This window comes from Sanguibacter sp. Z1732 (genome assembly GCF_051020515.1).
Classification (GTDB): Bacteria; Actinomycetota; Actinomycetes; order Actinomycetales; family Beutenbergiaceae; genus CALKWS01.
The window spans coordinates 3807028-3828954 of record NZ_CP194857.1; the positions used below are offsets into that span (position 1 = coordinate 3807028).

Below are 21927 nucleotides of genomic sequence, written 5' to 3' on the forward strand. Positions count from 1 at the left end.
ATCCGTACCGAGGAGCCCAGGAGCCCATGGACCTGTCCCGACCCCTCGCCCCGAACCCCTATGACCTGCTGCCCGCCACCGGATCCTTCACCCTGACCAGCCCGGACATCACCGACGGCACCCCCCTGGCCGAGTCCTTCACCGAGGCCGGCGGGAACATCTCGCCGGCACTGAGTTGGTCCGGGTTCCCCGAGGAGACCCAGTCCTTCCTCATCAACTGCTTCGATCCGGACGCCCCTAACCCGGCGGGTTACTGGCACTGGAGCGCGGTGGACATCCCCGTGCAGGTGACCTCCCTCGAGCAGGGCGCCGGGGAGAGCGACCTCGGTCTGCCCGGAGCGGCCTTCCACGTGCGGTCCGACGGCGGCACCTTCGGTTACGAGGGTGCGGCGCCCCCGCCCGGGGACCACCGCACCGGTACATCTTCGCCGTGCACGCCCTGGACACCGAGACCCTCGACCTCAGCAGTGAGCACAGCCCCACCAAGGTGGCCTTCACCGCGCTGTTCCATACCCTCGCCCGAGCTACGTTGGTGCCGACCTATCAGCGGCCATGAATCCCCTGAACCCTGTCGTGAACATCCAGACCACCGAACACATCCACCAAGCCGCCATCTACGACTCCCGGACCGAGTTCCTGCAGATGGTGGTGCCGTTCGTACGGGCGGGCTTCGACGCCGGCGAGCCCACCCTCGTCACCCTCGGCCACCAGCGGGCCGAGTGGCTGCGCACAGCGCTCGGCCCGGCCGCAGCGCACGCGAACTTCCTGGACGGTGACGCGGAGTACCGCCGGCCCTCCAGCACCATCGAAACTCATCTGGAGCACCTGACCGGGCTCACCCGCGGCCACGCGGGCCGGATCCGCGTGGTCGGGCAGGTGCCGACACCGGCGATCGAGAACACCTGGTCCTGGTGGGCACGGTACGAGGCGGCGGTGAATCGTCTGTTCGCCGAGTTCCCGGTATCGCATCTGTGCACCTACGACGCGAACGTGGCAGGCCGGGACGTCCTCGATGAAGTCCGCCGCACCCATCCGTGGCTGGCCGCCACCGGTGCCCGGAGGCTGCCCAGCCCCACCTTCGAACCTCCGGAGGAGTTCTTCGCCCGGCACTCCCCGGCCGCCGACCCCCTCGAGTCCGCGACGCCGCTGGCCGATGTGACCGACCCGAGCAGGAGCGGGGCTCGTGCCCTGGCGCGTGAAGCCGGCTGGCGCAGCGGATGCGAGCGGCGCAAGGTGATGGCACTAGAGATCGCCGTGAACGAGGCGGTGACCAACGCCTTCGAGCACGGCACCCCGCCGGTCCGGCTGCGGGTCTGGTGGGCGCCGGGGCGGGCGGTCGCCACGGTCACCGACACCGGCCCCGGGCCCGATGATCCGCTGGTCGGGCTCGTGCGCACCAGCGACAGCACCACCGGAGGGCTGGGTCTGTGGCTGGCCCATGAGAGTTGTGACTACGTCGCGATCGGGACCGACGAGGGCTTCACGGTCCGCCTGGTCATCAGCGATACCGAGCCGGCCGACTGAGAGACCTCAGGGCCGGGTGCCCAGCGCCACCAGCACCCGGTCCACCGACCCCGCCAGACCCCAACGCTCGCTCAACTCGCGCAGTGTCGCCTCATCGGCCGGCAGTGGGTGGTCCGCGTCCAGACCGGGACGGGCCGAGTCGACCCCGCCCAACGGAAGGTCCCGGGCCACCGCCACCACCTTCGGGGCGACGTCGAGATAGTCCGCCGCCTCGGCGATGCGGGTGCGCTGGGCCGGGGTGAGTGCCGAACCCGGGTCAGCCGCGGCGGCCCGGACCCCGGCCAGGTCGGCGTAGGTGGCCAGCAGGTTGGCCGCGGTCTTGTCCCCCACGCCGCGCACTCCGGGCAGTCCGTCGGAGGGGTCCCCGCGCAGGGTGGCGAAGTCGGCGTACTGGGCCGCGGTGACGCCGTACTTGTCACGCACGACGGCGCCGCTGACCCGTTCGTGCTTGCCCACCCCGCGTGCGGTGTACAGCACGCGGACCTGTGCGTCGTCGTCGACCAGTTGGAACAGGTCGCGATCACCGGTGACCACCTCCACGGCCATGCCGGCGTCGGTGGCCAGGGTGCCGATCACGTCGTCGGCCTCGTACCCGTCCACCCCGACCACCGCGATCCCCAGCGCGGCCAGGACCTGCTGGATCACCGGCACCTGCACCGCCAGGGCATCGGGCACCTCCTCGGCGTCCGGGGCCCCGTCGTGCTCGGCCTCGACCCGGTGCGCCTTGTAGGTGGGGATCAGCTCCACCCGCCAGTCCGGGCGCCAGTCGTTGTCCCATGCGCACACCAGGTGGGTGGGCTGGTAGTCGGTGGCCAGCCGGGCGATGAAGTCCAGCAACCCGCGTACCGCGTTGACCGGGGTGCCGTCCGGGGCGCGCAGGGAGCGGGGCACCCCGAAGAACGCGCGGAAGTAAAGGCTGGCGGTGTCGAGCAGCATCAGGCGGGCCATGGGCGACAAGTCTGGCAGAGGCCCGCCCTCGGCACGAGCATCTGTGCCAGGCTCTTGCCATGGAGGGGTGGTTGAGCACCGGGACGATGTCGCGGCGCAGCGGGCTGAGCATCAAGGCGCTGCGGCTCTATCACGACAACGGTCTGCTCGTGCCCGCTCGGGTGGAGGAGGCCACCGGCTACCGGGGCTACACCAGCGAACAGGTGGAAACCGGGCGCACGATCGGGCTGCTGCGCCGTGCCGGGATGCCGTTGGAGCAGATCGCGCGCGTGCTCGTGGCCGACCCGCTGGCGGCCAGGGAGCAGGTGCTGACGTGGCTGACCGAACGCTCACACCAGGATCAGGAACAGATCGCGAGCCTGCACCGCTATGCCGTCATGGACGCCCCCGGGGCCGGGAGCCCGCACCGGACCCGGCACCGGGAGGTGGGTGAACGGGTGGTGGCGGCAATGCGCGCGGAGGTCAGTGCGCAGGCGCTTCCCGAGACGATCATGTCCACGGTGGCGCGGGTCCGGGCGCACCTGCGCCGGTGCGGGGCCGAGGCCGGTCCGCAGTACTGGGTGTACTACCTGGACCCGATCGCCTCCGGGGCACCCGCCCGGATCGAGACCTGCGTGCCCTACACCGGCGCCGCCGATCCCGCCGGTGCGATCGTGCTCCGCGCCGAACCGGCCGGAACCGAGGTCTACGTGCCGGTCACTGCCGAGCAGTGCCGCTACCCGCAGATCCTGCCCGCCTACGCCCACCTGTACCGACAGGCCGCACAGCACGGCGGCCCGGCGGCCCCGCCCCGGGAGATCTACCCGGTCCCCTGGCCCAGCGACCCCCGGCAGATCGCCGCCGAGGTGGCCGTGCGAGTGGCATCTGCTTGACCCTGCCCCTGGGGCAGGGACCACCGTCGCGGGCATGGACCTGAACAGCTACGCCACCCACAGCCCCTTCTCTCCGAGCCCGCCGGCCACGCCGGCCTGCTGGCCGATGTGCCCGCCGACACCCCCAGTCTGCATCGAGCGGTGACGTGCACGATAGGGCACTACCGCGCAGGCCCGACCCCCTCAGCCCGGCAGTTGGCCGATATCGACACCCGGTGGGTCGATCGGATCTGCGCCACCGCACTGGAGCGCTCCCCCGGCCCACTCACCACCGAGCGTGCAGACCCGGACAAGGTCGGAGGGTGCTGTCGCGACCACACCCTGCTGGCCGTGGCGATCCTGCGCCAACACGGCATCCCGGCCCGCAGCAGGGTCGGGTTCGCCGCCTACCTGACCCCCGGCTTCCACCATGACCACGTCGTTGCCGAGCGCTGGTCGAGGCAGGAACAGCGTTGGATCAGGTTCGACCCGGAGTTCGGCGCCGAGCAGCAGGACGTGCCGATGCACGACCTGCCCCGGGGCGCCGGCGCCCCGTTCCAGACCGCCGCGCAGGCATGGCTGGCCTACCCGACGGACGGCCACACCGACCTGAGCACCTACGGCGTCATGCCCGGACATGCGTTCCTACGCGGTCCGGCCTTCGTCCAGCGGTACCTGCTCAGCGACCTGGCACACCTGATGCGCACCGAACTGCTGTTGTGGGACGTCTGGGGGCCGGGACTGGACGAGCCGGCCGGGTCCGGCGGCGGGGCCCCGATGGGCCTGCCCCATCCCGCGCAGGTGCATACCGAGTCGATCGGGGCCACCGACCGTCTGGCCCGCCTGATCGTGGCGGCCGACGACGGCGACCGCGGCGCCGAGGAAGACCTCGCCACCCTCTGGGCTACTTCGCCCCAGGTGCGCCCGGGTGCGCGCGTGCGCACCGTCTCACCTTCGGGCCGCATCGGGGTGACCGACCTGCGAGCCCGGCGTACGGAGTGGGCGCCGGCAGCGGACCCCGGCCTGGCGGTCCTGCCCTAGTGCGGATGGGCGCATGGCCGGAGAGGAGCCGAGCGAACCGTCGTCTACGGTGGCAGGGCCGACCCACCCACGCCCCCAGGAGACCCGCGAGACAAGTGAACGACGACGGACACGCACCCGCCTTCCGGCGCCACCAACTCCACAGCCTGGGCCTCGCAGCGGCCGCCTTCGCCGCCTCCGCGCCGGGGCAATCGTTCCTCATCTCCGTCTTCGTCGACGACTTCCTGGCCGGCACCGACCTGTCCCGCACCACCTTCTCGATCCTGTACGCGGCGGGCACGGTCATCTCGGCCAGCGCGATGATCCTGCTGGGCCGCGTCATGGACCGCCGCGGCCTGCGCCCATCCTGGATCATCGTCGCGGCGGCACTCGCCGCCGCATGCGGCCTCGCCAGCGTGGCAACCGGAGCCCTCACCGCTTTCCTCGCGCTGGCGCTCCTGCGGACTTCCGGTCAGGGATCCTTCCCTCTCATCGGGACCCTTCTGGTGGCCCGCAGCTTCGGACGCCGACGGGGACAGGCGGTGGCGCTGGCCAACCTCGGCCTGACTCTGAGTTCGATGGCGCTGCCGCCCCTGACCGCGCTGCTCATCGTGCACACCGACTGGCGCACCGCCTACCAGGTGCTCGCCGTGGTGCTGCTCGTCGTGGTCCTCCCCCTGGGGCTGCTGGTGCGTGGTGGACCAGCCCGGGCCGGTAGTGCAGCGACGACTCAGAGCGACACCGTCGCCCACCCCGCTCCGGTACGCCCCGGTCGTCGGGGGCTGCCCGCCCTGCCCAGCGGTCTTGCGGCTCGACTGCTGCTCATCCTCGCAGGGCCACCACTCATCAGCACGGCCGCCACCTTTCACGCCGTGTCCATCCTCGCTGAACGCGGGGTCGACTTTCTGGCCGCCGGCGGCACGGTCGGGATCCTCGGCGCCACATCCGCGCTCGGAGTGGTGCTGGCCGGTCTCATCGTGGACCGGCTCACCACTCGCGCCGCCCTGCTCGGCTCGAGCGCCACCGTCCTCGCCGCCACCTGCGTCCTGCTCGTCCCGAGCGCGGTTGCGCCTATGTCGCCTTCGCGTGCCTCGGGCTCGGCATGGGCGCGACCGGGGTACTGAACGGGACGATCTGGGCTCGCACCTTCGGAACGGTGAACCTCGGCCGCGTCCAGGGCATGGCGCAGTCGGCCACGATCACCGCCGCAGCGATCGCCCCCATGATCCCGGCCGTCTCGGTTGCGTTGACCGGGTCCCACACCGCCGGTCTGCTCGCACTCGCCCTCATCGCCGTCATGGCCAGCGCCGTCGCCTGGTCGCTACGCGACCCCACGATGGTCCACTAGGGCGCGCGGTCAGGACCGCAACCGGGTGGCCCACAGCGCCACGGCGGCGGCCGCGGCCACGTTCAGGGAGTCCACCCCACCGGCCATCGGGATCTGCACGGTGAGGTCACAAGCGGCGATCGTCTCGCGTCGCAATCCATCCCCCTCGGTACCCAGTACCAGGGCGAGTCTGTCCGGCAGGTCCGCCTCCACCTGCACCAGGCTGACCGCGCCGTCGGCCAGCGCCAGAGCAGCGACAGTGAAGCCGCGCGAGCGCAACGCCTCCACCCCTTCCTGGGGACCGTCGCCCGGCCATGGTTCGATCCGGGTCCAGGGCACCTGGAAGACCGTGCCCATCGACACCCGGATGCTGCGCCGGTAGAGCGGATCGGCGCACCGGGGGGTGATCAGCACCGCATCCACCCCCAGCCCGGCACAGGCCCGGAACGCCGCCCCAAGGTTGGTGTGGTCCACCACGTCCTCGAACACGGCAACCCGCCGGGCGCCGGTCAGTACCTCGCTGACCTGCGGTAGCGAGGGCCGGCGCATCGCTGCCAGCGCGCCACGATGCATCCGGAATCCCGTCAGTTCCTGCAGGACGGGCTCCTTCGCCAGGTAGACCGGGACGTCTCCCCCGTCATCGTGACCACCGCAGGCGGCGGCGATGACCGGGCGCATCGACTCCAGCCACTTCGGCGCCATCAGGAAGGAGATGGGCAGGTGCCCGGCCGCGACCGCACGCTCGATCACCAGGGATGATTCGGCGATGTACAGCCCCTTGGCCGGTTCGTGCCGGGAGCGCAGCGCCACATCGGTGAGCCTGGCGTAGGCGGACAGTTCCACCGCGTCCAGGTCGGTGACCTCGACGATCATCGGGTCAGCAACCGCCGCCTCGGGGGGCGGAACCGCTGGGCCCGGTCACGCAGGTTGAAGGTGACCGCGTTGGTGTAATGGCGCAGGATCTCGGCGTTGACCACCTCCCAGGTCCGGTTGGCGGTGGATTCGCGTGCCGCCACCCCCATCACCAGCCGCAATCCGGCGTCCTCGGTCAGGGTGCGCACGTGCCGGGCCAGTTCGGGCAGGCTGTCCGGGGGGTAGAGGAATCCGGTCCTCCCGGGCTCGACCAGGTCCAGCGGGCCCCCTCGGGCCGGGGCCACCACCGGCACCCCGGAGGCCTGGGCCTCCACGATCGTCTGGGCGAAGGTGTCCATCTGGCCGGTGTGGACGAAGACGTCGAAACTGGCCATCATCCGCGGCAGGTCCGGTCCCTGCAGGTGTCCGGTGAAGATGGCGCCCGGCAACGACTGGGCCAGTTTCTCCCGGCGCGGGCCATCGCCCACCACGACCACGCGGATATTCGGCAGATACGCCAGCGCGGCCAGGTCCTCCACCTGCTTCTCCCTGGCCAGGCGCCCGACGTATCCGACGATCACCTCGCCCGGTCCGGCCAGAGTGGCACGCAGCGCCTCGTCCCGGTACACCGGGTCGAAGCGGTCCCGGTCCACCCCGTGCGGCCATACCGCGACCCGGTGCACCCCTCGTTCGATCAGTTGGGCGCATGCGTAACTGGACGGAGCCAGGGACAACGTGGCCCGCTTGTGGATGTGCTCGATCCGGCGCCAGAGCAGGGATTCGATCTGCTTGGCGTGGTACCGCCGGGCGTAGGTGGGCACCTCGGTCTGGTACACCGCGACCGTGGGCAGGTCCAGGGACTGTGCGGCGCCGATCGCCTGCCGGCCCAGAGGAACGGGGCGGCCAGATGCACCACATCCGGATTGAAGTAGCGCAGGTGCTCGGCGAGCGTGCGCACCCGGGGGTTGGACAGGCGCATCTCGGCATATCCCGGCAGGGACACCGACCGGAACCGGTAGACACTTGCGCCGGCGTACTGGTCCACCGCGTCCTCACCGCGGCTCGGTGCCGGAGCCAGAACGAGCACCTCGTCGCCGTGGGCGTCCAGGTACTCCAGCAGCCGGAGCGCGGTCACGGTCACCCCATTGGCCTGGGGTAGGAAGGACTCGGCCACCACGGCGATACGCACGGTGCCATGGTGCCAGATGCACTCCAGCCCGGCGATGGGGCACGCCGCGTTAACTTGAACTGTTCCGGAAACTGATCTACTCTAGAGCCATGTCCACCAGCCACGCCGACATGCTGCGCACCGCGGAACTACGCGTCACCGCACCGCGGCTGGCGGTCCTGGCCGAGGTGGAGGCCCACCCGCACGCCACTGCGGAGACCATCCGTCACGCCGTGCATGAGCGGCTCGGCACCGTCTCCACACAGGCGGTCTACGACGTGCTGCACGCCCTGACCGACGCTCGGCTCCTGCGGCGGATCGAGCCGGACGGGTCACCTGGCCGGTTCGAACTCTACCGCGGGGACAACCACCACCACGTGGTGTGCCGGGCCTGCGACGCGATCCACGACGTGCCCTGTGCCGTCGGCGAGGCACCGTGCCTGCACGCCAGTGAGGATCACGGCTTCACCATCGATACCGCCGAGGTCATCTACTGGGGCACCTGCGCCGACTGCCGCAGTGCTGCCCAGGCGATCCCGGTACACAACTGAACCACCGTTGCCGGGAACGGCACCGGACCTGCATCAGAGAAACCCAGATTCCCGCTAAGGAGCAAGGAATGACCGTAGACAACACCAAGCCCCTGACGACTGCCGCCGGCGCGCCGGTCGCGGAGAACGACAACGCCATCACCGCCGGCGCCCGGGGCCCGATGCTCCTGCAGGACGTGTGGTTCCTGGAGAAGCTGGCCCACTTCGACCGTGAAGTGATCCCGGAGCGCCGCATGCACGCCAAGGGCTCGGGCGCGTGGGGGACCTTCACCACCACGCACGACATCTCCAAGTACTCAAAGGCCGCGATCTTCTCCGAGGTCGGCAAGCAGACCGAGATGTTCGCCCGCTTCTCCACGGTGGCCGGCGAGCGTGGCGCCGCCGACGCCGAGCGCGACATCCGCGGATTCGCCCTGCGCTTCTTCACCGAGGAGGGCAACTGGGACATGGTCGGGAACAACACCCCGGTGTTCTTCCACCGTGACCCGCACAAGTTCCCCGACCTCAACCGCGCGGTCAAGCGTGACCCGCGCACCAACCTGCGCGATGCGGAGAACAACTGGGACTACTGGACCAGCCTGCCCGAGGCACTGCACCAGGTGACCATCGTGATGTCCGACCGCGGTATCCCGGACGGCTACCGGCACATGCACGGCTTCGGCTCGCACACCTACTCCTTCATCAACGCGCAGAACGAGCGCTTCTGGGTGAAGTTCCACTTCCGCACCCAGCAGGGCATCAAGAACCTCACCGATGCCGAGGCGGCCAAGGTGATCGCCGACGACCGCGAGTCCTCCCAGCGCGACCTCTTCGAGGCCATCGAGCGTGGCGACTTCCCCAAGTGGACGCTCTTCGTCCAGGTGATGCCGGAGGCCGACGCGCAGAACTACCGCTTCCACCCCTTCGACCTCACCAAGGTCTGGTCGAAGAAGGACTACCCGCTGATCGAGGTCGGTGAGTTCGAGCTCAACCGCAACCCGGAGAACTACTTCGCCGACGTCGAGCAGGTCGCCTTCACCCCGGCGAACATCGTGCCCGGCATCGGGTTCTCCCCCGACCGGATGCTGCAGGGCCGGCTGTTCTCCTACGGCGACGCCGCCCGCTACCGCCTGGGCGTCAACCACCACCAGATCCCGGTCAACTACCCCCGCGGCGCCACAGTGGTCAACACCTACCACCGCGACGGTCTGGGCCGGGTGGACGGCAACCAGGGCGGCACCCCCGGGTACACCCCGAACAGCTACGGTCGCTTCGAGGCGACCCCGGCCTACGCCGACCCCAGCCAGGCGATCGGTGACACCGCCGCCCGGTTCGACTTCCGCGAGGACGACTCGAACTACTACGAGCAGCCCGGTGACCTGTTCCGCCTGATGACCCCCGAGGAGCAGCAGCGTCTGTTCGCCAACACCGCACGGGCGATCGACGGCGCCTCGGAGTCCACCATCGAGCGGCACATCCACAACTGCACCCTGGCCGACCCGGCCTACGGCGAAGGTGTGCGCCGAGCGATCGAGGCCCTGGCGGCCGGGACCCTGGACTCCCTGGACGCGAACCCGGACAACGAGCCGGTGCACGTCTGAGCCGCGACTCGCTGACCTGAGGGCCCGGGTAACCATCTACGGTCGCCCGGGCCTTTCAGCACGTCGCGCCGATCTCCCTGGCGCGCAGTGGTCACTCCAGCAGATGTGCGCGCCCGAACAGCTCAGCGGTCTGCCGAGCGCTCGGGGTGCCGGCATCGAGGTCCGCGCCAGCGGCCCGCAGCATCGCCACGACCTCGTCCTCGCCCTTGAACAGGGCGCCGGCGATCGGGGACTGGTCCCGGGCGTTGCGTAGGTTCACATCCGCTCCCCGCTCGATCAGGGCGGCCACGGTCCGGGCGTGCCCGTGGTAGGCCGCCAGCATCAGCAGGGTGTTGCCCTCACGGTCCGCGACGTCGATAGGTAGACCCCGATCGACGAACTCCCCCAGTTCCTCGGCCTGCCCCGCGCGGGCCAGGTCCATGGCCAGCGCGATCACCTTGGCGGTCTGTTCCTCCGACAGCGAGCCCATGGCGACCGAGCCTACTCCGACTCGCCCACCTGCGCCCCTGCGGCGAACTGGGACTCGTACAGCCGGGCGTAGGCTCCGCCGGCGCCGAGCAACTCGTCGTGGTTGCCCTGTTCGACGATGCTGCCGGACTCCATCACCAGGATCACATCGGCGTCGCGGATGGTGGACAGCCGGTGAGCGATGACGAAGCTTGTGCGGCCCTGTCGCAGTGCGCCCATCGCCTCCTGCACCAACGCCTCGGTTCGGGTGTCCACCGAACTGGTGGCCTCATCCAGGATCAGAATCGGTGGATCGGCGAGGAATGCCCGGGCGATGGTGAGCAATTGCTTCTCGCCCGCACTGACCGCGGTGCCGCGCACGCCCTCGTCGTCGATCTGGGTCTGGTAGCCGTGCGCCAGCGTCCGCACGAACGGATCCACGTGGGTGGCCCGGGCCGCGGCGACCAGTTCCTCGTGCCCCACCTCGGTGTCGACGCCGTAGGTGATGTTCTCCTCGATCGTGCCCGAGTACAGCCAGGTGTCCTGCAGCACCATCCCGATGTTGGAGCGCACCTGTGCCCGCGGCACCGTGGCGATGTCCACCCCGTCCAGGGTGATCTGACCGCCATCGACCTCATAGAAGCGCATCAGCAGGTTCACCAGGGTGGTCTTGCCCGCGCCGGTGGGCCCCACGATCGCGACGGTCTGCCCGGGCTCGGCCACCAGTGACAACGACTCGATCAGCGGGGTGTCCTCGCGGTAGCGGAAGGAGATGTCGCGGAACTCCACGTGCCCGCGCACCTGCTCCGGGATCGACTCCTCCGCGCTGACCTGCGGGTCGGGCGATTCCTCCGGAGCGCTCAGTACCTCGAAGATCCGCTCGGCCGACGCCGCTCCGGACTGCAGCAGGTTCAGCATCCCGGCGATCTGGGTGATCGGCTGGCCGAACTGGCGCGAGTACTGGACGAACGCCTGCACCTCTCCGATGCTCAGGTGCCCGGAGATCACGCGCAGACCACCGATCACCGCCACCAGGACGTACCCGATGTTGGACATCATCCCCATCACCGGCTGGATGATGCCGGTGATGAACTGGGCGCGGTAGGACGCTTGGTAGAGCGCCTGGTTCTCGCGGGCGAAGGTCTCCTGGGCGGTGCCCTCGTGCCCGAACACCGTGACCAGGGCGTGCCCGGTGTACATCTCCTCCACGTGCCCGTTCAAGGTCCCGGTGCGGCGCCACTGCTCGATGAACTCCGGCTGGGAGCGTCGGGCGATCTGGGCCACGATGAAGCCGGACAGCGGCACCGTGACCACCGCCACGAGAGCCAGCAGCGGGGAGATGATGATCATCATCGTCAGCACCGACAGGATCGTCAGGACCGCGGTGATCAATTGCGACAGGGTCTGCTGCAGTGTCTGGGCCAGGTTGTCCACATCATTGGTCATCCGGGACAGCAGTTCCCCGCGCTGGCGGGCGTCGACGTAGGACAGCGGTACCCGGGAGAGTTTGCGTTGCAGGTTCAGGCGCATCATGTTCAGGGTGCGCTGCACCGCGACCGTGGTGAGCACCCCCTGCGCCCACATCGAGGTCGCCCCGACCGCGTACACCCCGCTGACCAGCACCAGGACCCGGGCGAGTGCGGCGAAGTCCACACCAGCACCACCCAGCATCCCGTCCACCACGATGTCGGTGGCCCTGCCCAACAGCATCGGCCCGGCCGCGTTCAGGATCACGCCCATACCCCCGAGCACGAACCCGGCGATGATCCGTGCCCGCTGGTCACGCAGTTCGCCGATCACCCGGCGCACGGTCGGGCCGAACTGTGCCGGACGCTCCCCCGGCATCCGGCCCGCGCCGCCGTGGCCGGCCGGCCCGCGCTGGGGCGCTCGGTGCCCGCTCATCGGCCCGCCTCGGCGGCGCTGAGCTGGGAGTTGACGATCTCGGCGTAGGTGACGTTGCCCTCGAGCAGTTCGGTGTGGGTTCCCGCCCCTACCAGGCGGCCATGGTCGAGCACCAGGATCTGGTCGGCGTCCCGGATGGTCGCCACTCGTTGGGCCACCACGATCACGGTCGACTGCGATGTTGCCGGCCGCATCGCGCTGCGCAGGGCGGCGTCGGTGGTGTAGTCGAGGGCGGAGAAGGAGTCGTCGAACAGGTAGATCGGCGCCTGCCGGATCAACGCCCTGGCGATGGAGATCCGCTGTCGCTGACCACCGGAGACATTCGTGCCGCCCTGGGCGATCTCGGCGTGCAACCCGCCGTCCATGTCAGCGACGAAGTCGGCGGCCTGGGCGATCCGCAAGGCCTCCCACATCTCCTCCTCGGTGGCCTCGGCGCGCCCGAAGGACAGATTGGAGGCGACCGTGCCGGAGAACAGGTACGGACGCTGGGGGACCAGGCCGATCATGGTGGCCAACAGGTCGGGATCGAAATCGCGCACGTCCACGCCGTCCAGCAGCACCCGGCCGCCGGTGGCGTCGAACAGGCGGGGCACCAGGTTAACGACGGTGGACTTACCGGAGCCGGTGGAGCCGATGATCGCGGTGGTGCGGCCCGGCTCGGCGGTGAAACTCACCTCGTGCAGCACATCGGCGTCGGCGCCGGGGTAACCGAAACTGACCGACTCGAACTGCACCAGCCCGCGCACCGCGCCCGGGCGCTCGGGCCTGGCCGGGGGCGTCACCGTGGGTATGGAGTCCAGCACCTCTTGGATCCGGCCTCCCGACACCAGGGCCCGCGGGGCGAACATCACCAACATGGTCGCGAGCATCACCGACATCAGGATGAACATCAGGTAGGCCAGGAACGCCACCAGCGCCCCCACCTGGGTCTGCCCGGACTCCACCCGGTGCCCGCCGAACCAGATCACCAGCACCGAACCACCGTTGATGATGAACATCACCAGCGGGAAGGCCAGCGCCATGAGTTTGCCGACCTTGATCGCCACGTCCTCCAGGGCGACGCTGGCTACAGTGAAGCGGGCTTCTTCCCGCCGCTCCTTCGCGAACGCCCGGATCACCCGGATCCCACCGAGTTGTTCGCGCATCACCCGGTTGATCCCGTCGATCCGCTCCTGCATCGCCTTGAAGTGCGGGATCGCGCGCCACACCACCAGGCCCATCGCGGTCGCCAGTGCCGGCACCACTGCCACCACCAGCAGCGACAGGCCCGCGTCGGTGCGCACCGCCATGATCACCCCGCCCAGCAGCATGATGGGTGCCATCACGATCATGATCAGGGTGAACAGCACCAGCATCTGCACCTGCTGAACATCATTGGTGGTGCGGGTGATCAGCGACGGAGCACCGAAGACGGAGATCTCCTGGGTGGAGAAGCGCTGCACCCGGGTGAACAGGGCCTGCCGCACGTCGCGGCCCACGCTCATCGCCGCGCGCGCTCCCACGTAGACCGCACCCACGGCGGCGAGCACCTGGATCATCGAGACGCCGAGCATCACCAGACCGAGGCGCAGGATCAGCCCGGTGTCCCCGGGCACGATCCCCTCATCGATGATCCGGGCGTTCAGGCTCGGCAGCAACAGCGCCGCCATGGTCTGGGCGAACTGCAAGACGACGACCAGCCCGATCGCACCCCGGTAAGGCCGCAGGTAGCGGCCCATCAAATCACGCACGCCGTGAGGCTACACCGCCCCGCCCACATCGAGTGTGGACGGGGCGGCTGCGTTCGCGGTGAGCGCAGCGGTGGCGCCGGCTACTGACGCGGCTGCGGGGGCGGGGGGCGGCGCGGCGTCCTCGCCGCCCTCGGGCACCTGGCCGGCCTCGGCCGCACCGGAGAACGGACGCCCGGAGGTCTCCCCGGCCGTGGTCGCCTCGGCGGTGGCCTCATCGACCTGTCCGCGAGCCTCCCGCAGCGCCTCGGATGGGTCCTGCAGCGAGGTCTCCGGGAGTTCCACGTCCAGGCCCTCGATGTGCTCCACGGTGGAGGCGCGCTCCTTCTTCCGCTTCTTCCTCGGCCCGCCGTTCCCGTCGCCGTCGCCGTTCCCGTCGCCACCGTCGTCGTCGTCATCGCCGAAGCCCTCGAACCCGGGCGGGGTGGCGCCGCCGCCGAAGGCGGAGGAGATCGAGCCCAGCGCAGCGGTGAACTCGGTGGGGATGACCCAGAGCTTGGAGGAGGAACCGTTGCGATCTGCGGCAGCATCTGCAGGTACTGGTAGGCCAGCAGCTTCGGATCGGCGTCACCGCGGTGGATGGCGTCGAACACCTGCAGGATGGCGCGGGACTCACCCTGGGCCTTGAGGATCGCGGACTGCGCCTGACCCTCGGCCCGCAGGATCGCGGCCTGCTTCTCACCCTCGGCGGTCAGGATCTGGGACTGCTTGACACCCTCGGCGGTCAGGATCGCCGCACGGCGATCCCGCTCGGCGCGCATCTGCTGCTCCATCGAGCCCTGCACGCTGGCCGGCGGGTCGATCGCCTTGAGTTCGACGCGGTTCACGCGGATCCCCCAGCGCCCGGTGGCTTCGTCCAGTACCCCGCGCAACTGCCCGTTGATCTGGTCCCGGCTGGTCAGGGTCTGCTCCAGGTCCATCGACCCGATCACGTTACGCAACGTGGTCACGGTGAGCTGTTCGATACCGGTGATGTAGTTCGCGATCTCATAGGTCGCGTCCTTGGGTTCGGTCACCTGGAAGTAGATGACCGTGTCGATGGAGACCACCAGGTTGTCGGAGGTGATCACCGGCTGCGGGGCGAACGACACGACCTGCTCACGCAGGTCCACCCCGGCCCGGACGCGGTCGATGAAGGGGATCAGGAAGTGCAACCCCGCGTACATGGTGGACTGGTAGCGGCCCAGCCGTTCGATGATCAGTGCCACGGCCTGTGGCACGATCCGGATCGACTGGCGAATCGCCACGATGACGAAGATGGCGAAGATGACCGCCACCACGATGAAACCGATTTGTGCTCCGGTCACGCTAATTCCCTTGATTGATGACTGGTGGTCGGATCAGTACTGCTGACAGCCTAGGGGCTGGGGGTCAGTATCCGGGCCCCGGCGGGCCGTAGGGCTGGCTCGGGTTGGTCTCCACCGGCAGCGGTTCCACGATCGCGGTGGCGCCCTCGATGCGCACCACGCTCACCCGGGCCCCTACCGGCAGCACCGCCCCGGGCGCCTCGGTGCGTGCGGTCCACACCTCGCCGGTCAGTTTCACGCGGCCGGCCCGGTCAGAGACGTCGGAGACCACGGTGGCGATCCGACCGCGGTGCGCGTCCACGTTGGTGCGCGCCTGCGGGGTGTTCGCCTTGAGTTTGGCCAGGGCCCAGGGGCGCACCAGCACCAGCAGCCCTACCGAGACCACCGCCGCGATGATCAACTGCAGCCAGAACGGGGCTCCCAGCGCCCCGGAGATCGCTGCCGCGGTGGCGCCGCCGGCCAGCATCAGGAACAGCAGGTCCACGGTGAGCATCTCGACGACGCCCAGGACCAATGCCACCCCCAGCCACCACAGCCAGCCCATTCCCATACCTCCCGCGTGTCGTCCCCGTTAGTCTAAACGACTCGTAAACTCTTCGCTGGCCCCTTTCGCCCGGTCTCAGGCGTGCGCACCGCCGCTCCGGGAGCGGTGGGGCCGTCCGCGGGCGCTCCAGCGCTGCCCGTGCCGCTCCACCACCAGATCCAGACCCGAAGGTGCGCGAGAGGTTCTGCTCGGTCATCACCGAGTACAGTTCCCCGGCGGCCTCCACCTTCCCCTCGCGCATCAGCATCGCGTCGGTGAAGCCCTCGGGCACCTCCTCCACGTGGTGGGTGATGAGCACCAGTACCGGCGAGGCCAGATCGCGGGCGAGCTCGGTCAGCGCGCCCATCAGTTCCTCGCGGCCACCCAGGTCCAGCCCCGCGCCGGGTTCGTCCAGGATGAGCAGTTCGGGATCGGCCATCAGGGCACGGGCGATCTGGGTTCGCTTGCGCTCGCCCTCGGACAGGGTGCCGAAACGGCGCTGGGCGAGATCGGCCACCCCGAAGGCGGCCAGCAGATCCATCGCGCGGGAGTCATCCAGTTCCTCATACGACTCCCGCCACCGTCCGGTCATCCCGTAGGAGGCCGTGCGGACCACGTCCAGCACCACCTCACCACCGGGGATCCGGTCCGCCAGCGCCGCACTGGCCAGCCCGATCAGCGGCCGCAACTCGAACACGTCCACCGCGCCCAGGCGCTCTCCGAAGACCTCCACCGTTCCCGAGGTGGGGTGCATCCGGGCCGCGGCGAGTTGCATCAGCGTGGTCTTGCCGGCCCCGTTCGGGCCGAGCACCACCCACCGGTCCCCCTCATCGACCGACCAGTCCACGCCGTCGAGAATGTTCTTGGCGCCGCGGCGCACGGTCACATCGGTCAGGTTGAGCACATCACCCATATCGCCAGAGCCTAGTTCACCTACGGTGGTCACCATGCGCCTCGACATACCCCGTTCCGTGCTGGTCGCCCTGTGGGCGAACCGGCTCGGCACCGCCCCGAGCCCGGAGGAGTTGGCGCAGGCGGCCCGGGCGGTGCGGGCGGTGGCCGACGACGACGGGATGCCGACCGCGGATCTGCTCACCCAGGTCGCCGGTACCGCGGTCCTGGCGGTGACGCCGGTACCGGGCGAGCCGGTCCCGCTGCCGGCCCCGGCGCGCGCGGCGGCGCTGAGGCCGGGCAGGCGCTGATCAGCGGCCCACCCCGCGGCGCCCCGGGGCTGTTGCGGATCGCGGTCCCGGATGAGCGGGCCTTCGGCTCCGAACTCGAACCCGGTGAGCTGCTGGGCTGGCAGGTCTGGACCGAGCCGGTGGACGGGTCGGGGTGGGTGCCGCCGGTGATCACGATGGCCGAGGCCCGCACCGGGCTCGCCGAGGCGCTCGACCTGGCGATCGAGACCCTGCTCAGTATGGATGTGGCCCGGTGGCGGGAGGAGGCCGCCGAGGAGATCGCGATGCTCGGCAGCGACGAGTTGCCCCCGCCGGCCGCCGACCGGATCCCGCCCGGTCTGGATCCCAGGCGCTCGCACGTGCTCTCCCGCGCGGTGCGCCTGCAAGCCATCGTGGACCTGGCCACCCAGGACGACGGCGCCGCGGTGAACTCCTGGCAGGCCGATCAGCGCACCGCCGCTCTGCGGCACGTGGCCGCGGCCGCCCGCGGCGCCCTGTGCGCCGTCAGCGTTTCCGGGTTCTGACCGGCACTAGCCCAGCACGCTGCGGTAGACCTCCAGCGTGCGCTCCCCGATCGCGTCCCAGGAGAAGTGTTCGGCCGCCCGGACCCGGCCGGCCTCCCCCATCGCGGCGGCGCGCTCGGGGTCGGCGAGCATGTCGTTCAACGCCCGGGCCACGTCGGCCACGAAGGCCTCCGGGTCACTCGGGGTGCCGGTGCCGTCGTCGGCCTGGTCCAGCGGCACCAGGGTTCCGGTGACACCGTCGGCGACCACCTCGGGAATGCCACCGGTGGCCGAGGCGACCACCGGCACGCCCAGCGCCATCGCCTCCAGGTTCACGATCCCCAGCGGCTCATAGATCGAGGGGCAGGCGAACACGGTGGAACTGGCCAGCAGTCCGACCACGTCGGCGTGCGGGAGCATCCGGTCGATCCAGATCACGTTCGGGTGGGTACGCCGCAACCGGCCGATCGCCGCACTGATCTCGGCGGCGATCTCGGGGGTGTCCGGGGCGCCGGCGCAGAGCACCAGTTGCACCTCCGGCGGCAGTTGGTGCGCGGCCCGCACCAGGTAGGCCAGGCCCTTCTGCCGCGTGATCCGGCCCACGAAGATCACCGCCGGCACCTCCGGGTCCACCCCGTGGCGCCGCGCGACCTGTTCGCTGACCTGGCGTTGCGGGCGGGCCCAGTTCTGTAGGTCCACCCCGTTGTGCACCACCGAGACCTTCTCCGGATCCACGTCGGGGTAGGCGGCCAGGATGTCGGCACGCATCGCGTGACTGACCGCGATGATCCCGGCCGCGGAGGAGTAGGCGGTGTGCTCGGCCCAGCCGGACAGCGCGTACCCACCGCCGAGCTGCTCGGCCTTCCAGGGGCGCAGCGGCTCCAGTGAGTGCGCGCTGAGCACGTGCGGGATGCCGTGCAGCAGGCCGGCCAGATGCCCGCCGAGGTTGGCGTACCAGGTGTGGGAGTGCACCAGGTCGGCTCCGGCGGCGTCGGCGGCCATCGCCAGATCGACGCCGAAGGTGCGCAGCGCCGGGTTGGCCTGCGCCAACCCCTCGGGTTCGTCGTAACCGTGTACTCCCGCGTCGGTGCGGGCGCCGTCGAAGCAGCGCACCTGCACGTCCACGTGCGCTCGGAGCACCCGGGCGAGTTCGGTCACGTGCACGCCGGCTCCGCCGTACACGTGCGGCGGGTACTCCCTGGTGAGCAGGTCGACGCGCATGGTGAGGCATCCTTCCCCCCACCGGACACCACGGCGGGAACTTGCGGTGCGGAATCGGTGGCTGAACCCGCGTGCTCAGCCTAGGGTTCATGGCATGGCCACACCACGGGTTCTCGCGATTGTCCTGGCTGGAGGCGAGGGGAAGCGGCTGATGCCGCTCACGGCGGATCGGGCAAAACCTGCGGTTCCCTTCGGTGGGATCTACCGCCTGATCGACTTCGCGTTGTCCAATGTCGTCAACGCCGGGTACCTGCGCGTGGTGGTGCTGACCCAGTACAAGTCGCACTCCCTGGACCGCCACATCGCCAAGACCTGGCGGATGTCCTCCCTGCTCGGCAACTACGTGGCCCCGGTGCCGGCCCAGCAGCGGGTGGGCAAGAACTGGTTCCTGGGCAGCGCCGATGCGATCTACCAATCCCTGAACATCATCGACGAGGAGAAGCCGGACATCGTGGTGGTGGTCGGTGCCGATCACGTCTACCGGATGGACTTCTCCCAGATGGTGCACACCCATATCGATTCCGGCGCGGAGATGACCGTGGCCGGGATCCGCCAGCCGATCGAACTGGCGAACCAGTTCGGCGTGGTCGACGCCGACACCGCCGATCCGAGCCGGATCGCGGCGTTCCTGGAGAAGCCGGAGAATCCGCAGGGCCTGGCCGACTCCCCCCGGGAGGTGCTGGCGTCCATGGGCAACTACGTCTTCAATGCCGACGCCCTGGTCGCCTCGGTCCGCGAGGACGCCAGGTCCACCACCTCCAGGCACGATATGGGCGGGGACATCGTGCCCTACTTCGTGGACAAGGGGCAGGCCGGGCTGTACGACTTCATCCACAACGACGTACCAGGCTCCACCGACCGGGACCGGAACTACTGGCGTGATGTGGGAACCCTGGACTCCTACTACGACGCGAACATCGACCTGATCAACGTCGAGCCGGTGTTCAACCTGTACAACGACGACTGGCCGGTGCACACCGGCTACGTGGGCCTGCCGCCGGCGAAGTTCGTGCACTCCGTGGCGGGACGGACCGGGCACGCGGTGGACTCGATCATCTCCCCCGGAGTGGTCATCTCCGGTGGTGACGTGCGCGGCTCCATCCTCTCCCCCGGCACCCGGGTGAACTCCTGGTCCACTGTGGCGGACTCGGTACTGCTCGACGGCGTCGTGGTGCACCGGCACGCGCACGTGCACAAGGCGATCCTGGACAAGAACGTGGTGGTCAGCGAGGGTGCCTCGGTGGGTGTGGATACCGAGTTGGATGCCTCCCGTGGGTTCACCGTCACCGATGCCGGCATCACCGTGGTGCCCAAGGGAACCCGGATCACGCACGGATGAGCCGGCGCCGCCTGGTGGTGCTGGATGTGGACTCCACGTTCATCGCCGAGGAACAGATCGACCTGCTCGCCGCCCACGCGGGGGTGGGCCCGCAGGTGGCGGCGATCACCGAACGCGCGATGGCCGGGGAACTCGATTTCGCTGCGGCGCTGCGCGAGCGGGTGGCCGCGCTGGCCGGCCTGGCGACCTCGGCGATCGACGCGGTGCGGGCCCGGATCAGCCTCAGCCCCGGCGCCGGCGAGCTCATCGCGGGGCTGCATCAGCGGGGCTGGCCGGTGGGCCTGGTCTCCGGGGGTTTCCATGAGATCGTCGACCCCCTGGCCACCGCGCACGGCATCACCCGGGTGCAGGCCAACCGCCTGGAGACCGACGACGACGGCGCCCGCCTGAGCGGGCGGCTGCGCGGGGAGATCGTGGACCGGGCGACCAAGGCGGACTTCCTGCGCGCGTTCGCCGCCGCCGAGGGCATCGACCTGGCCGACACGGTGGCCGTCGGCGACGGCGCGAACGACCTGGACATGGTCACCGCTGCCGGCCTCGGGGTGGGTTACCGGCCCAAGCAGGCCCTGGCCGAGGCAGCCGACGTGGTCCTGACCGACCGGCTGGACGCGCTGCTGGCCGTCCTGGACCGCTGAGCGCCCTCAGGTGCCCGGCTGTGGTTCGGCCAGGTCGGTGAGGGTGGCTGCGCCGCGGCCGAGCTCGGCCCAGGGTCGGTCCACCCCCAGCACGGCGAGCATGGCCGTACTCATTCCGGTGCGGACCCGGGCCATCGCGGCCTCCTGGGAGTCCGGCCCGGCCAGGATCCGGGCGACGTGGGAGATCACCGGTTCGTGCCCCACCACCAGCACCGAGACGGTCTGCGCCGGCGACGCGCGAACCAGGTCGAGCAACTCACCCGCACCGGCCCCGTAGATCTCCGGCGCCCGGCGCACCTCGATGCCGGTGGTGTCCACGTCCTGCTCGCCCAGGCCGGTCTCGATCAGTTTCCACGTCTCGACGGCACGATTGGCGCTGGAGCACAGCACCAGGCCGGGCACCGCGCCGTGTGCGGTGAGCAGCGCCGCCAGCCCCTTGGCCTGGGTGCGTCCGTGCAGGCTGAGCGCCCGGTCCACATCGGCACCGGTGGGGGCGTGGGGTTCGGCTTGGGCGTGCCGCAGCAGGCTCAGCCGGGCCATCACTGACCCATCGCGTGCACGCCGCCGTCGACGTGCACGATCTCGCCGGTCGTTGCCGGGAACCAGTCCGAGCACAACGCGGCCACCGCCCGGGCGGTGGGCTCCGGGTCGTCCACGTCCCAGCCCAGCGGCGCCCGGTCGGGCCAGGCGCCCTCCATCTGGGCGAACCCGGGAATGGACTTGGCGGCAGTGGAGCGGATCGGGCCCGCCGAGACCAGGTTCACCCGGATCCCGTCCGGGCCCAGGTCCCGGGCGAGGTAGCGGGCGGTGGACTCGAAGGCCGCCTTGGCCACTCCCATCCAGTCGTAGACCGGCCAGGCGTAGCGGGCGTCGAAGGTGAGCCCCACCACCGCTGAGCCGGGCCGCAGCATCGGCCGGGTCGCCACCGCGAGAGACTTCAGCGAGTACGCCGAGACCTCCAACGCGGTGGCCACGTCCGGCCACTGCCCGTCCAGGAAGTTCCCGCCCATCACCGACTGCGGGGCGAACCCGATGGAGTGCACCACGCCGTCGAGGTGGTCGGTGTGCTCACCCACGCGCCCGGCCAGGGCCTCCAGGTCCTCGGCGGATGTCACGTCCAGTTCCACCACCGGTGCCTCCTTCGGCAGCCGGCGCGCGATGGCGCGGGTCAGGCGCAGCTGCCGCCCGAAGGAGGACAGCACCACGTCGGCGCCCTCGTTCTGGGCGAGGCGCGCCACATGGAAAGCGATCGAACTCTCCATCAGCACCCCGGTGATGAAGAGCTTCTTTCCGTCCAGAAGTCCCATGCTGTTCTCGCTAC

General features: G+C 70.1%; 23 protein-coding genes and 4 pseudogenes. 13 read left to right on the forward strand and 14 right to left on the reverse strand.

Annotated features, from left to right (window positions below; all coding sequences use genetic code 11):
- Positions 1–58: 58 nt before the first annotated feature.
- Complete coding sequence (locus ACRRRO_RS19775; protein WP_434080740.1) at positions 59–214, reverse strand: hypothetical protein; 156 nt, start codon at positions 212–214, stop codon at positions 59–61.
- Here ACRRRO_RS19775 and ACRRRO_RS19780 point away from each other — a divergent pair.
- From ACRRRO_RS19780 to ACRRRO_RS19790, 3 genes and pseudogenes are all read left to right on the forward strand, one after another.
- Positions 171–353: pseudogene (locus ACRRRO_RS19780) on the forward strand (YbhB/YbcL family Raf kinase inhibitor-like protein); the annotation flags it as partial. The gene ACRRRO_RS19775 and the pseudogene ACRRRO_RS19780 overlap by 44 nt on opposite strands.
- Positions 354–430: 77 nt before the next feature.
- Positions 431–556, forward strand: coding sequence for a hypothetical protein (locus ACRRRO_RS19785; protein WP_434080741.1), 126 nt, complete (start codon positions 431–433; stop codon positions 554–556).
- Between the two features lie 17 nt (positions 557–573).
- Positions 574–1524, forward strand: a complete 951-nt coding sequence (locus tag ACRRRO_RS19790; protein ID WP_424797634.1) for an anti-sigma factor RsbA family regulatory protein — start codon at positions 574–576, stop codon at positions 1522–1524.
- Between the two features lie 6 nt (positions 1525–1530).
- Here the strand turns inward: ACRRRO_RS19790 and ACRRRO_RS19795 are convergent, their stop codons facing one another.
- Positions 1531–2472: a 5'-3' exonuclease gene (locus ACRRRO_RS19795; RefSeq protein WP_434080742.1), complete on the reverse strand. Its 942-nt coding sequence runs from the start codon at positions 2470–2472 to the stop codon at positions 1531–1533.
- Between the two features lie 71 nt (positions 2473–2543).
- On the opposite strand from ACRRRO_RS19795, the gene ACRRRO_RS19800 reads away from it, so the two are divergent.
- From ACRRRO_RS19800 to ACRRRO_RS19815, 4 genes are all read left to right on the forward strand, one after another.
- Entirely contained in the window at positions 2544–3344 is an 801-nt protein-coding gene (locus ACRRRO_RS19800) for a MerR family transcriptional regulator (RefSeq protein ID WP_424797632.1), read from the forward strand.
- Positions 3345–3485: 141 nt separating this feature from the next.
- Complete coding sequence (locus tag ACRRRO_RS19805) at positions 3486–4364, forward strand: transglutaminase-like domain-containing protein (RefSeq protein ID WP_434080743.1); 879 nt, start codon at positions 3486–3488, stop codon at positions 4362–4364.
- Positions 4365–4459: 95 nt separating this feature from the next.
- Positions 4460–5467 carry an MFS transporter gene (locus ACRRRO_RS19810; RefSeq protein ID WP_434080744.1) on the forward strand — a complete coding sequence of 336 codons (1008 nt, stop codon included), beginning with the start codon at positions 4460–4462 and terminating at the stop codon, positions 5465–5467.
- Positions 5468–5499: 32 nt separating this feature from the next.
- Positions 5500–5691 carry a hypothetical protein gene (locus ACRRRO_RS19815; protein WP_434080745.1) on the forward strand — a complete coding sequence of 64 codons (192 nt, stop codon included), beginning with the start codon at positions 5500–5502 and terminating at the stop codon, positions 5689–5691.
- Positions 5692–5700: 9 nt separating this feature from the next.
- Here ACRRRO_RS19815 and ACRRRO_RS19820 read toward each other — a convergent pair whose 3' ends face one another.
- The 3 genes and pseudogenes from ACRRRO_RS19820 to ACRRRO_RS19830 all read right to left on the reverse strand — a co-directional run.
- Positions 5701–6543 (reverse strand): TrmH family RNA methyltransferase, encoded by an 843-nt coding sequence (locus ACRRRO_RS19820; RefSeq protein WP_424797629.1) that lies wholly within the window; start codon positions 6541–6543, stop codon positions 5701–5703.
- Positions 6540–7358, reverse strand: coding sequence for a glycosyltransferase (locus tag ACRRRO_RS19825; RefSeq protein ID WP_434080746.1), 819 nt, complete (start codon positions 7356–7358; stop codon positions 6540–6542). The genes ACRRRO_RS19820 and ACRRRO_RS19825 overlap by 4 nt, the downstream gene beginning before the upstream one ends.
- Before the next feature lie 92 nt (positions 7359–7450).
- A pseudogene (locus tag ACRRRO_RS19830) lies at positions 7451–7711 on the reverse strand (glycosyltransferase); the annotation flags it as partial.
- A gap of 89 nt (positions 7712–7800) precedes the next feature.
- Between ACRRRO_RS19830 and ACRRRO_RS19835 the strand changes: the two are divergent.
- Both ACRRRO_RS19835 and ACRRRO_RS19840 read left to right on the forward strand, forming a co-directional pair.
- Positions 7801–8241 (forward strand): Fur family transcriptional regulator, encoded by a 441-nt coding sequence (locus ACRRRO_RS19835; RefSeq protein WP_424797627.1) that lies wholly within the window; start codon positions 7801–7803, stop codon positions 8239–8241.
- A 68-nt stretch (positions 8242–8309) separates the two neighbouring features.
- Positions 8310–9821, forward strand: coding sequence for a catalase (locus tag ACRRRO_RS19840; RefSeq protein ID WP_424797626.1), 1512 nt, complete (start codon positions 8310–8312; stop codon positions 9819–9821).
- Between the two features lie 91 nt (positions 9822–9912).
- Here the strand turns inward: ACRRRO_RS19840 and ACRRRO_RS19845 are convergent, their stop codons facing one another.
- The 6 genes and pseudogenes from ACRRRO_RS19845 to ACRRRO_RS19870 all read right to left on the reverse strand — a co-directional run bounded on the left by ACRRRO_RS19845 (position 9913) and on the right by ACRRRO_RS19870 (position 16640).
- Entirely contained in the window at positions 9913–10290 is a 378-nt protein-coding gene (locus ACRRRO_RS19845; RefSeq protein ID WP_424787833.1) for an ankyrin repeat domain-containing protein, read from the reverse strand.
- Positions 10291–10301: 11 nt separating this feature from the next.
- Positions 10302–12170: an ABC transporter ATP-binding protein gene (locus ACRRRO_RS19850; RefSeq protein ID WP_424797625.1), complete on the reverse strand. Its 1869-nt coding sequence runs from the start codon at positions 12168–12170 to the stop codon at positions 10302–10304.
- Positions 12167–13888: an ABC transporter ATP-binding protein gene (locus ACRRRO_RS19855; protein ID WP_424797675.1), complete on the reverse strand. Its 1722-nt coding sequence runs from the start codon at positions 13886–13888 to the stop codon at positions 12167–12169. Before ACRRRO_RS19855 ends, ACRRRO_RS19850 begins: the two co-directional genes overlap by 4 nt.
- Positions 13889–13909: 21 nt before the next feature.
- Positions 13910–15180: pseudogene (locus ACRRRO_RS19860) on the reverse strand (SPFH domain-containing protein).
- An 88-nt stretch (positions 15181–15268) separates the two neighbouring features.
- On the reverse strand, positions 15269–15748 hold the full coding sequence (locus tag ACRRRO_RS19865) for an NfeD family protein (protein ID WP_424791465.1): 480 nt from the start codon (positions 15746–15748) through the stop codon (positions 15269–15271).
- 75 nt (positions 15749–15823) lie between these two features.
- Positions 15824–16640: pseudogene (locus tag ACRRRO_RS19870) on the reverse strand (ABC transporter ATP-binding protein).
- 34 nt (positions 16641–16674) lie between these two features.
- On the opposite strand from ACRRRO_RS19870, the gene ACRRRO_RS19875 reads away from it, so the two are divergent.
- Together ACRRRO_RS19875 and ACRRRO_RS19880 are read left to right on the forward strand one after the other, a co-directional pair.
- Positions 16675–16929, forward strand: coding sequence for a hypothetical protein (locus tag ACRRRO_RS19875; RefSeq protein ID WP_434080747.1), 255 nt, complete (start codon positions 16675–16677; stop codon positions 16927–16929).
- A gap of 32 nt (positions 16930–16961) precedes the next feature.
- A complete protein-coding gene (locus ACRRRO_RS19880) occupies positions 16962–17432 on the forward strand; it encodes a hypothetical protein (RefSeq protein ID WP_434080748.1) in 471 nt (156 codons plus the stop codon).
- Between the two features lie 6 nt (positions 17433–17438).
- Here the strand turns inward: ACRRRO_RS19880 and glgA are convergent, their stop codons facing one another.
- On the reverse strand, positions 17439–18632 hold the full coding sequence (gene glgA / locus ACRRRO_RS19885) for a glycogen synthase (protein ID WP_424797622.1): 1194 nt from the start codon (positions 18630–18632) through the stop codon (positions 17439–17441).
- A gap of 94 nt (positions 18633–18726) precedes the next feature.
- Between glgA and glgC the strand changes: the two genes are divergently transcribed.
- Together glgC and serB are read left to right on the forward strand one after the other, a co-directional pair.
- Positions 18727–19971, forward strand: a complete 1245-nt coding sequence (gene glgC / locus ACRRRO_RS19890) for a glucose-1-phosphate adenylyltransferase (protein WP_424797621.1) — start codon at positions 18727–18729, stop codon at positions 19969–19971.
- The gene (gene serB / locus ACRRRO_RS19895) at positions 19968–20606 is read left to right on the forward strand and encodes a phosphoserine phosphatase SerB (RefSeq protein ID WP_424797620.1); all 639 of its coding nucleotides are present in this window, start codon (positions 19968–19970) and stop codon (positions 20604–20606) included. The genes glgC and serB overlap by 4 nt, the downstream gene beginning before the upstream one ends.
- Positions 20607–20612: 6 nt before the next feature.
- Here serB and ACRRRO_RS19900 read toward each other — a convergent pair whose 3' ends face one another.
- Together ACRRRO_RS19900 and fabI are read right to left on the reverse strand one after the other, a co-directional pair.
- Positions 20613–21146, reverse strand: a complete 534-nt coding sequence (locus ACRRRO_RS19900; protein WP_424797619.1) for a SixA phosphatase family protein — start codon at positions 21144–21146, stop codon at positions 20613–20615.
- A complete protein-coding gene (gene fabI, locus ACRRRO_RS19905) occupies positions 21146–21913 on the reverse strand; it encodes an enoyl-ACP reductase FabI (protein ID WP_424797618.1) in 768 nt (255 codons plus the stop codon). The genes ACRRRO_RS19900 and fabI overlap by 1 nt, the downstream gene beginning before the upstream one ends.
- Positions 21914–21927 lie beyond the last annotated feature (14 nt).

What these genes read in the sequence shown, in the direction of transcription:
- ACRRRO_RS19900 (WP_424797619.1), bottom strand. Translation starts at nt 21,146, where the DNA reads ATGGCCCGGCTGAGCCTGCTGCGGCACGCCCAAGCCGAACCCCACGCC.
- ACRRRO_RS19795 (WP_434080742.1), bottom strand. Translation starts at nt 2,472, where the DNA reads ATGGCCCGCCTGATGCTGCTCGACACCGCCAGCCTTTACTTCCGCGCG.
- ACRRRO_RS19835 (WP_424797627.1), top strand. Translation starts at nt 7,801, where the DNA reads ATGTCCACCAGCCACGCCGACATGCTGCGCACCGCGGAACTACGCGTC.
- ACRRRO_RS19855 (WP_424797675.1), bottom strand. Translation starts at nt 13,888, where the DNA reads ATGGGCCGCTACCTGCGGCCTTACCGGGGTGCGATCGGGCTGGTCGTC.
- serB (WP_424797620.1), top strand. Translation starts at nt 19,968, where the DNA reads ATGAGCCGGCGCCGCCTGGTGGTGCTGGATGTGGACTCCACGTTCATC.
- fabI (WP_424797618.1), bottom strand. Translation starts at nt 21,913, where the DNA reads ATGGGACTTCTGGACGGAAAGAAGCTCTTCATCACCGGGGTGCTGATG.
- glgC (WP_424797621.1), top strand. Translation starts at nt 18,727, where the DNA reads ATGGCCACACCACGGGTTCTCGCGATTGTCCTGGCTGGAGGCGAGGGG.
- ACRRRO_RS19840 (WP_424797626.1), top strand. Translation starts at nt 8,310, where the DNA reads ATGACCGTAGACAACACCAAGCCCCTGACGACTGCCGCCGGCGCGCCG.
- ACRRRO_RS19775 (WP_434080740.1), bottom strand. Translation starts at nt 214, where the DNA reads ATGAGGAAGGACTGGGTCTCCTCGGGGAACCCGGACCAACTCAGTGCC.
- ACRRRO_RS19820 (WP_424797629.1), bottom strand. Translation starts at nt 6,543, where the DNA reads ATGATCGTCGAGGTCACCGACCTGGACGCGGTGGAACTGTCCGCCTAC.
- ACRRRO_RS19865 (WP_424791465.1), bottom strand. Translation starts at nt 15,748, where the DNA reads ATGGGCTGGCTGTGGTGGCTGGGGGTGGCATTGGTCCTGGGCGTCGTC.
- ACRRRO_RS19845 (WP_424787833.1), bottom strand. Translation starts at nt 10,290, where the DNA reads ATGGGCTCGCTGTCGGAGGAACAGACCGCCAAGGTGATCGCGCTGGCC.
- glgA (WP_424797622.1), bottom strand. Translation starts at nt 18,632, where the DNA reads ATGCGCGTCGACCTGCTCACCAGGGAGTACCCGCCGCACGTGTACGGC.
- ACRRRO_RS19850 (WP_424797625.1), bottom strand. Translation starts at nt 12,170, where the DNA reads ATGAGCGGGCACCGAGCGCCCCAGCGCGGGCCGGCCGGCCACGGCGGC.
- ACRRRO_RS19875 (WP_434080747.1), top strand. Translation starts at nt 16,675, where the DNA reads ATGCGCCTCGACATACCCCGTTCCGTGCTGGTCGCCCTGTGGGCGAAC.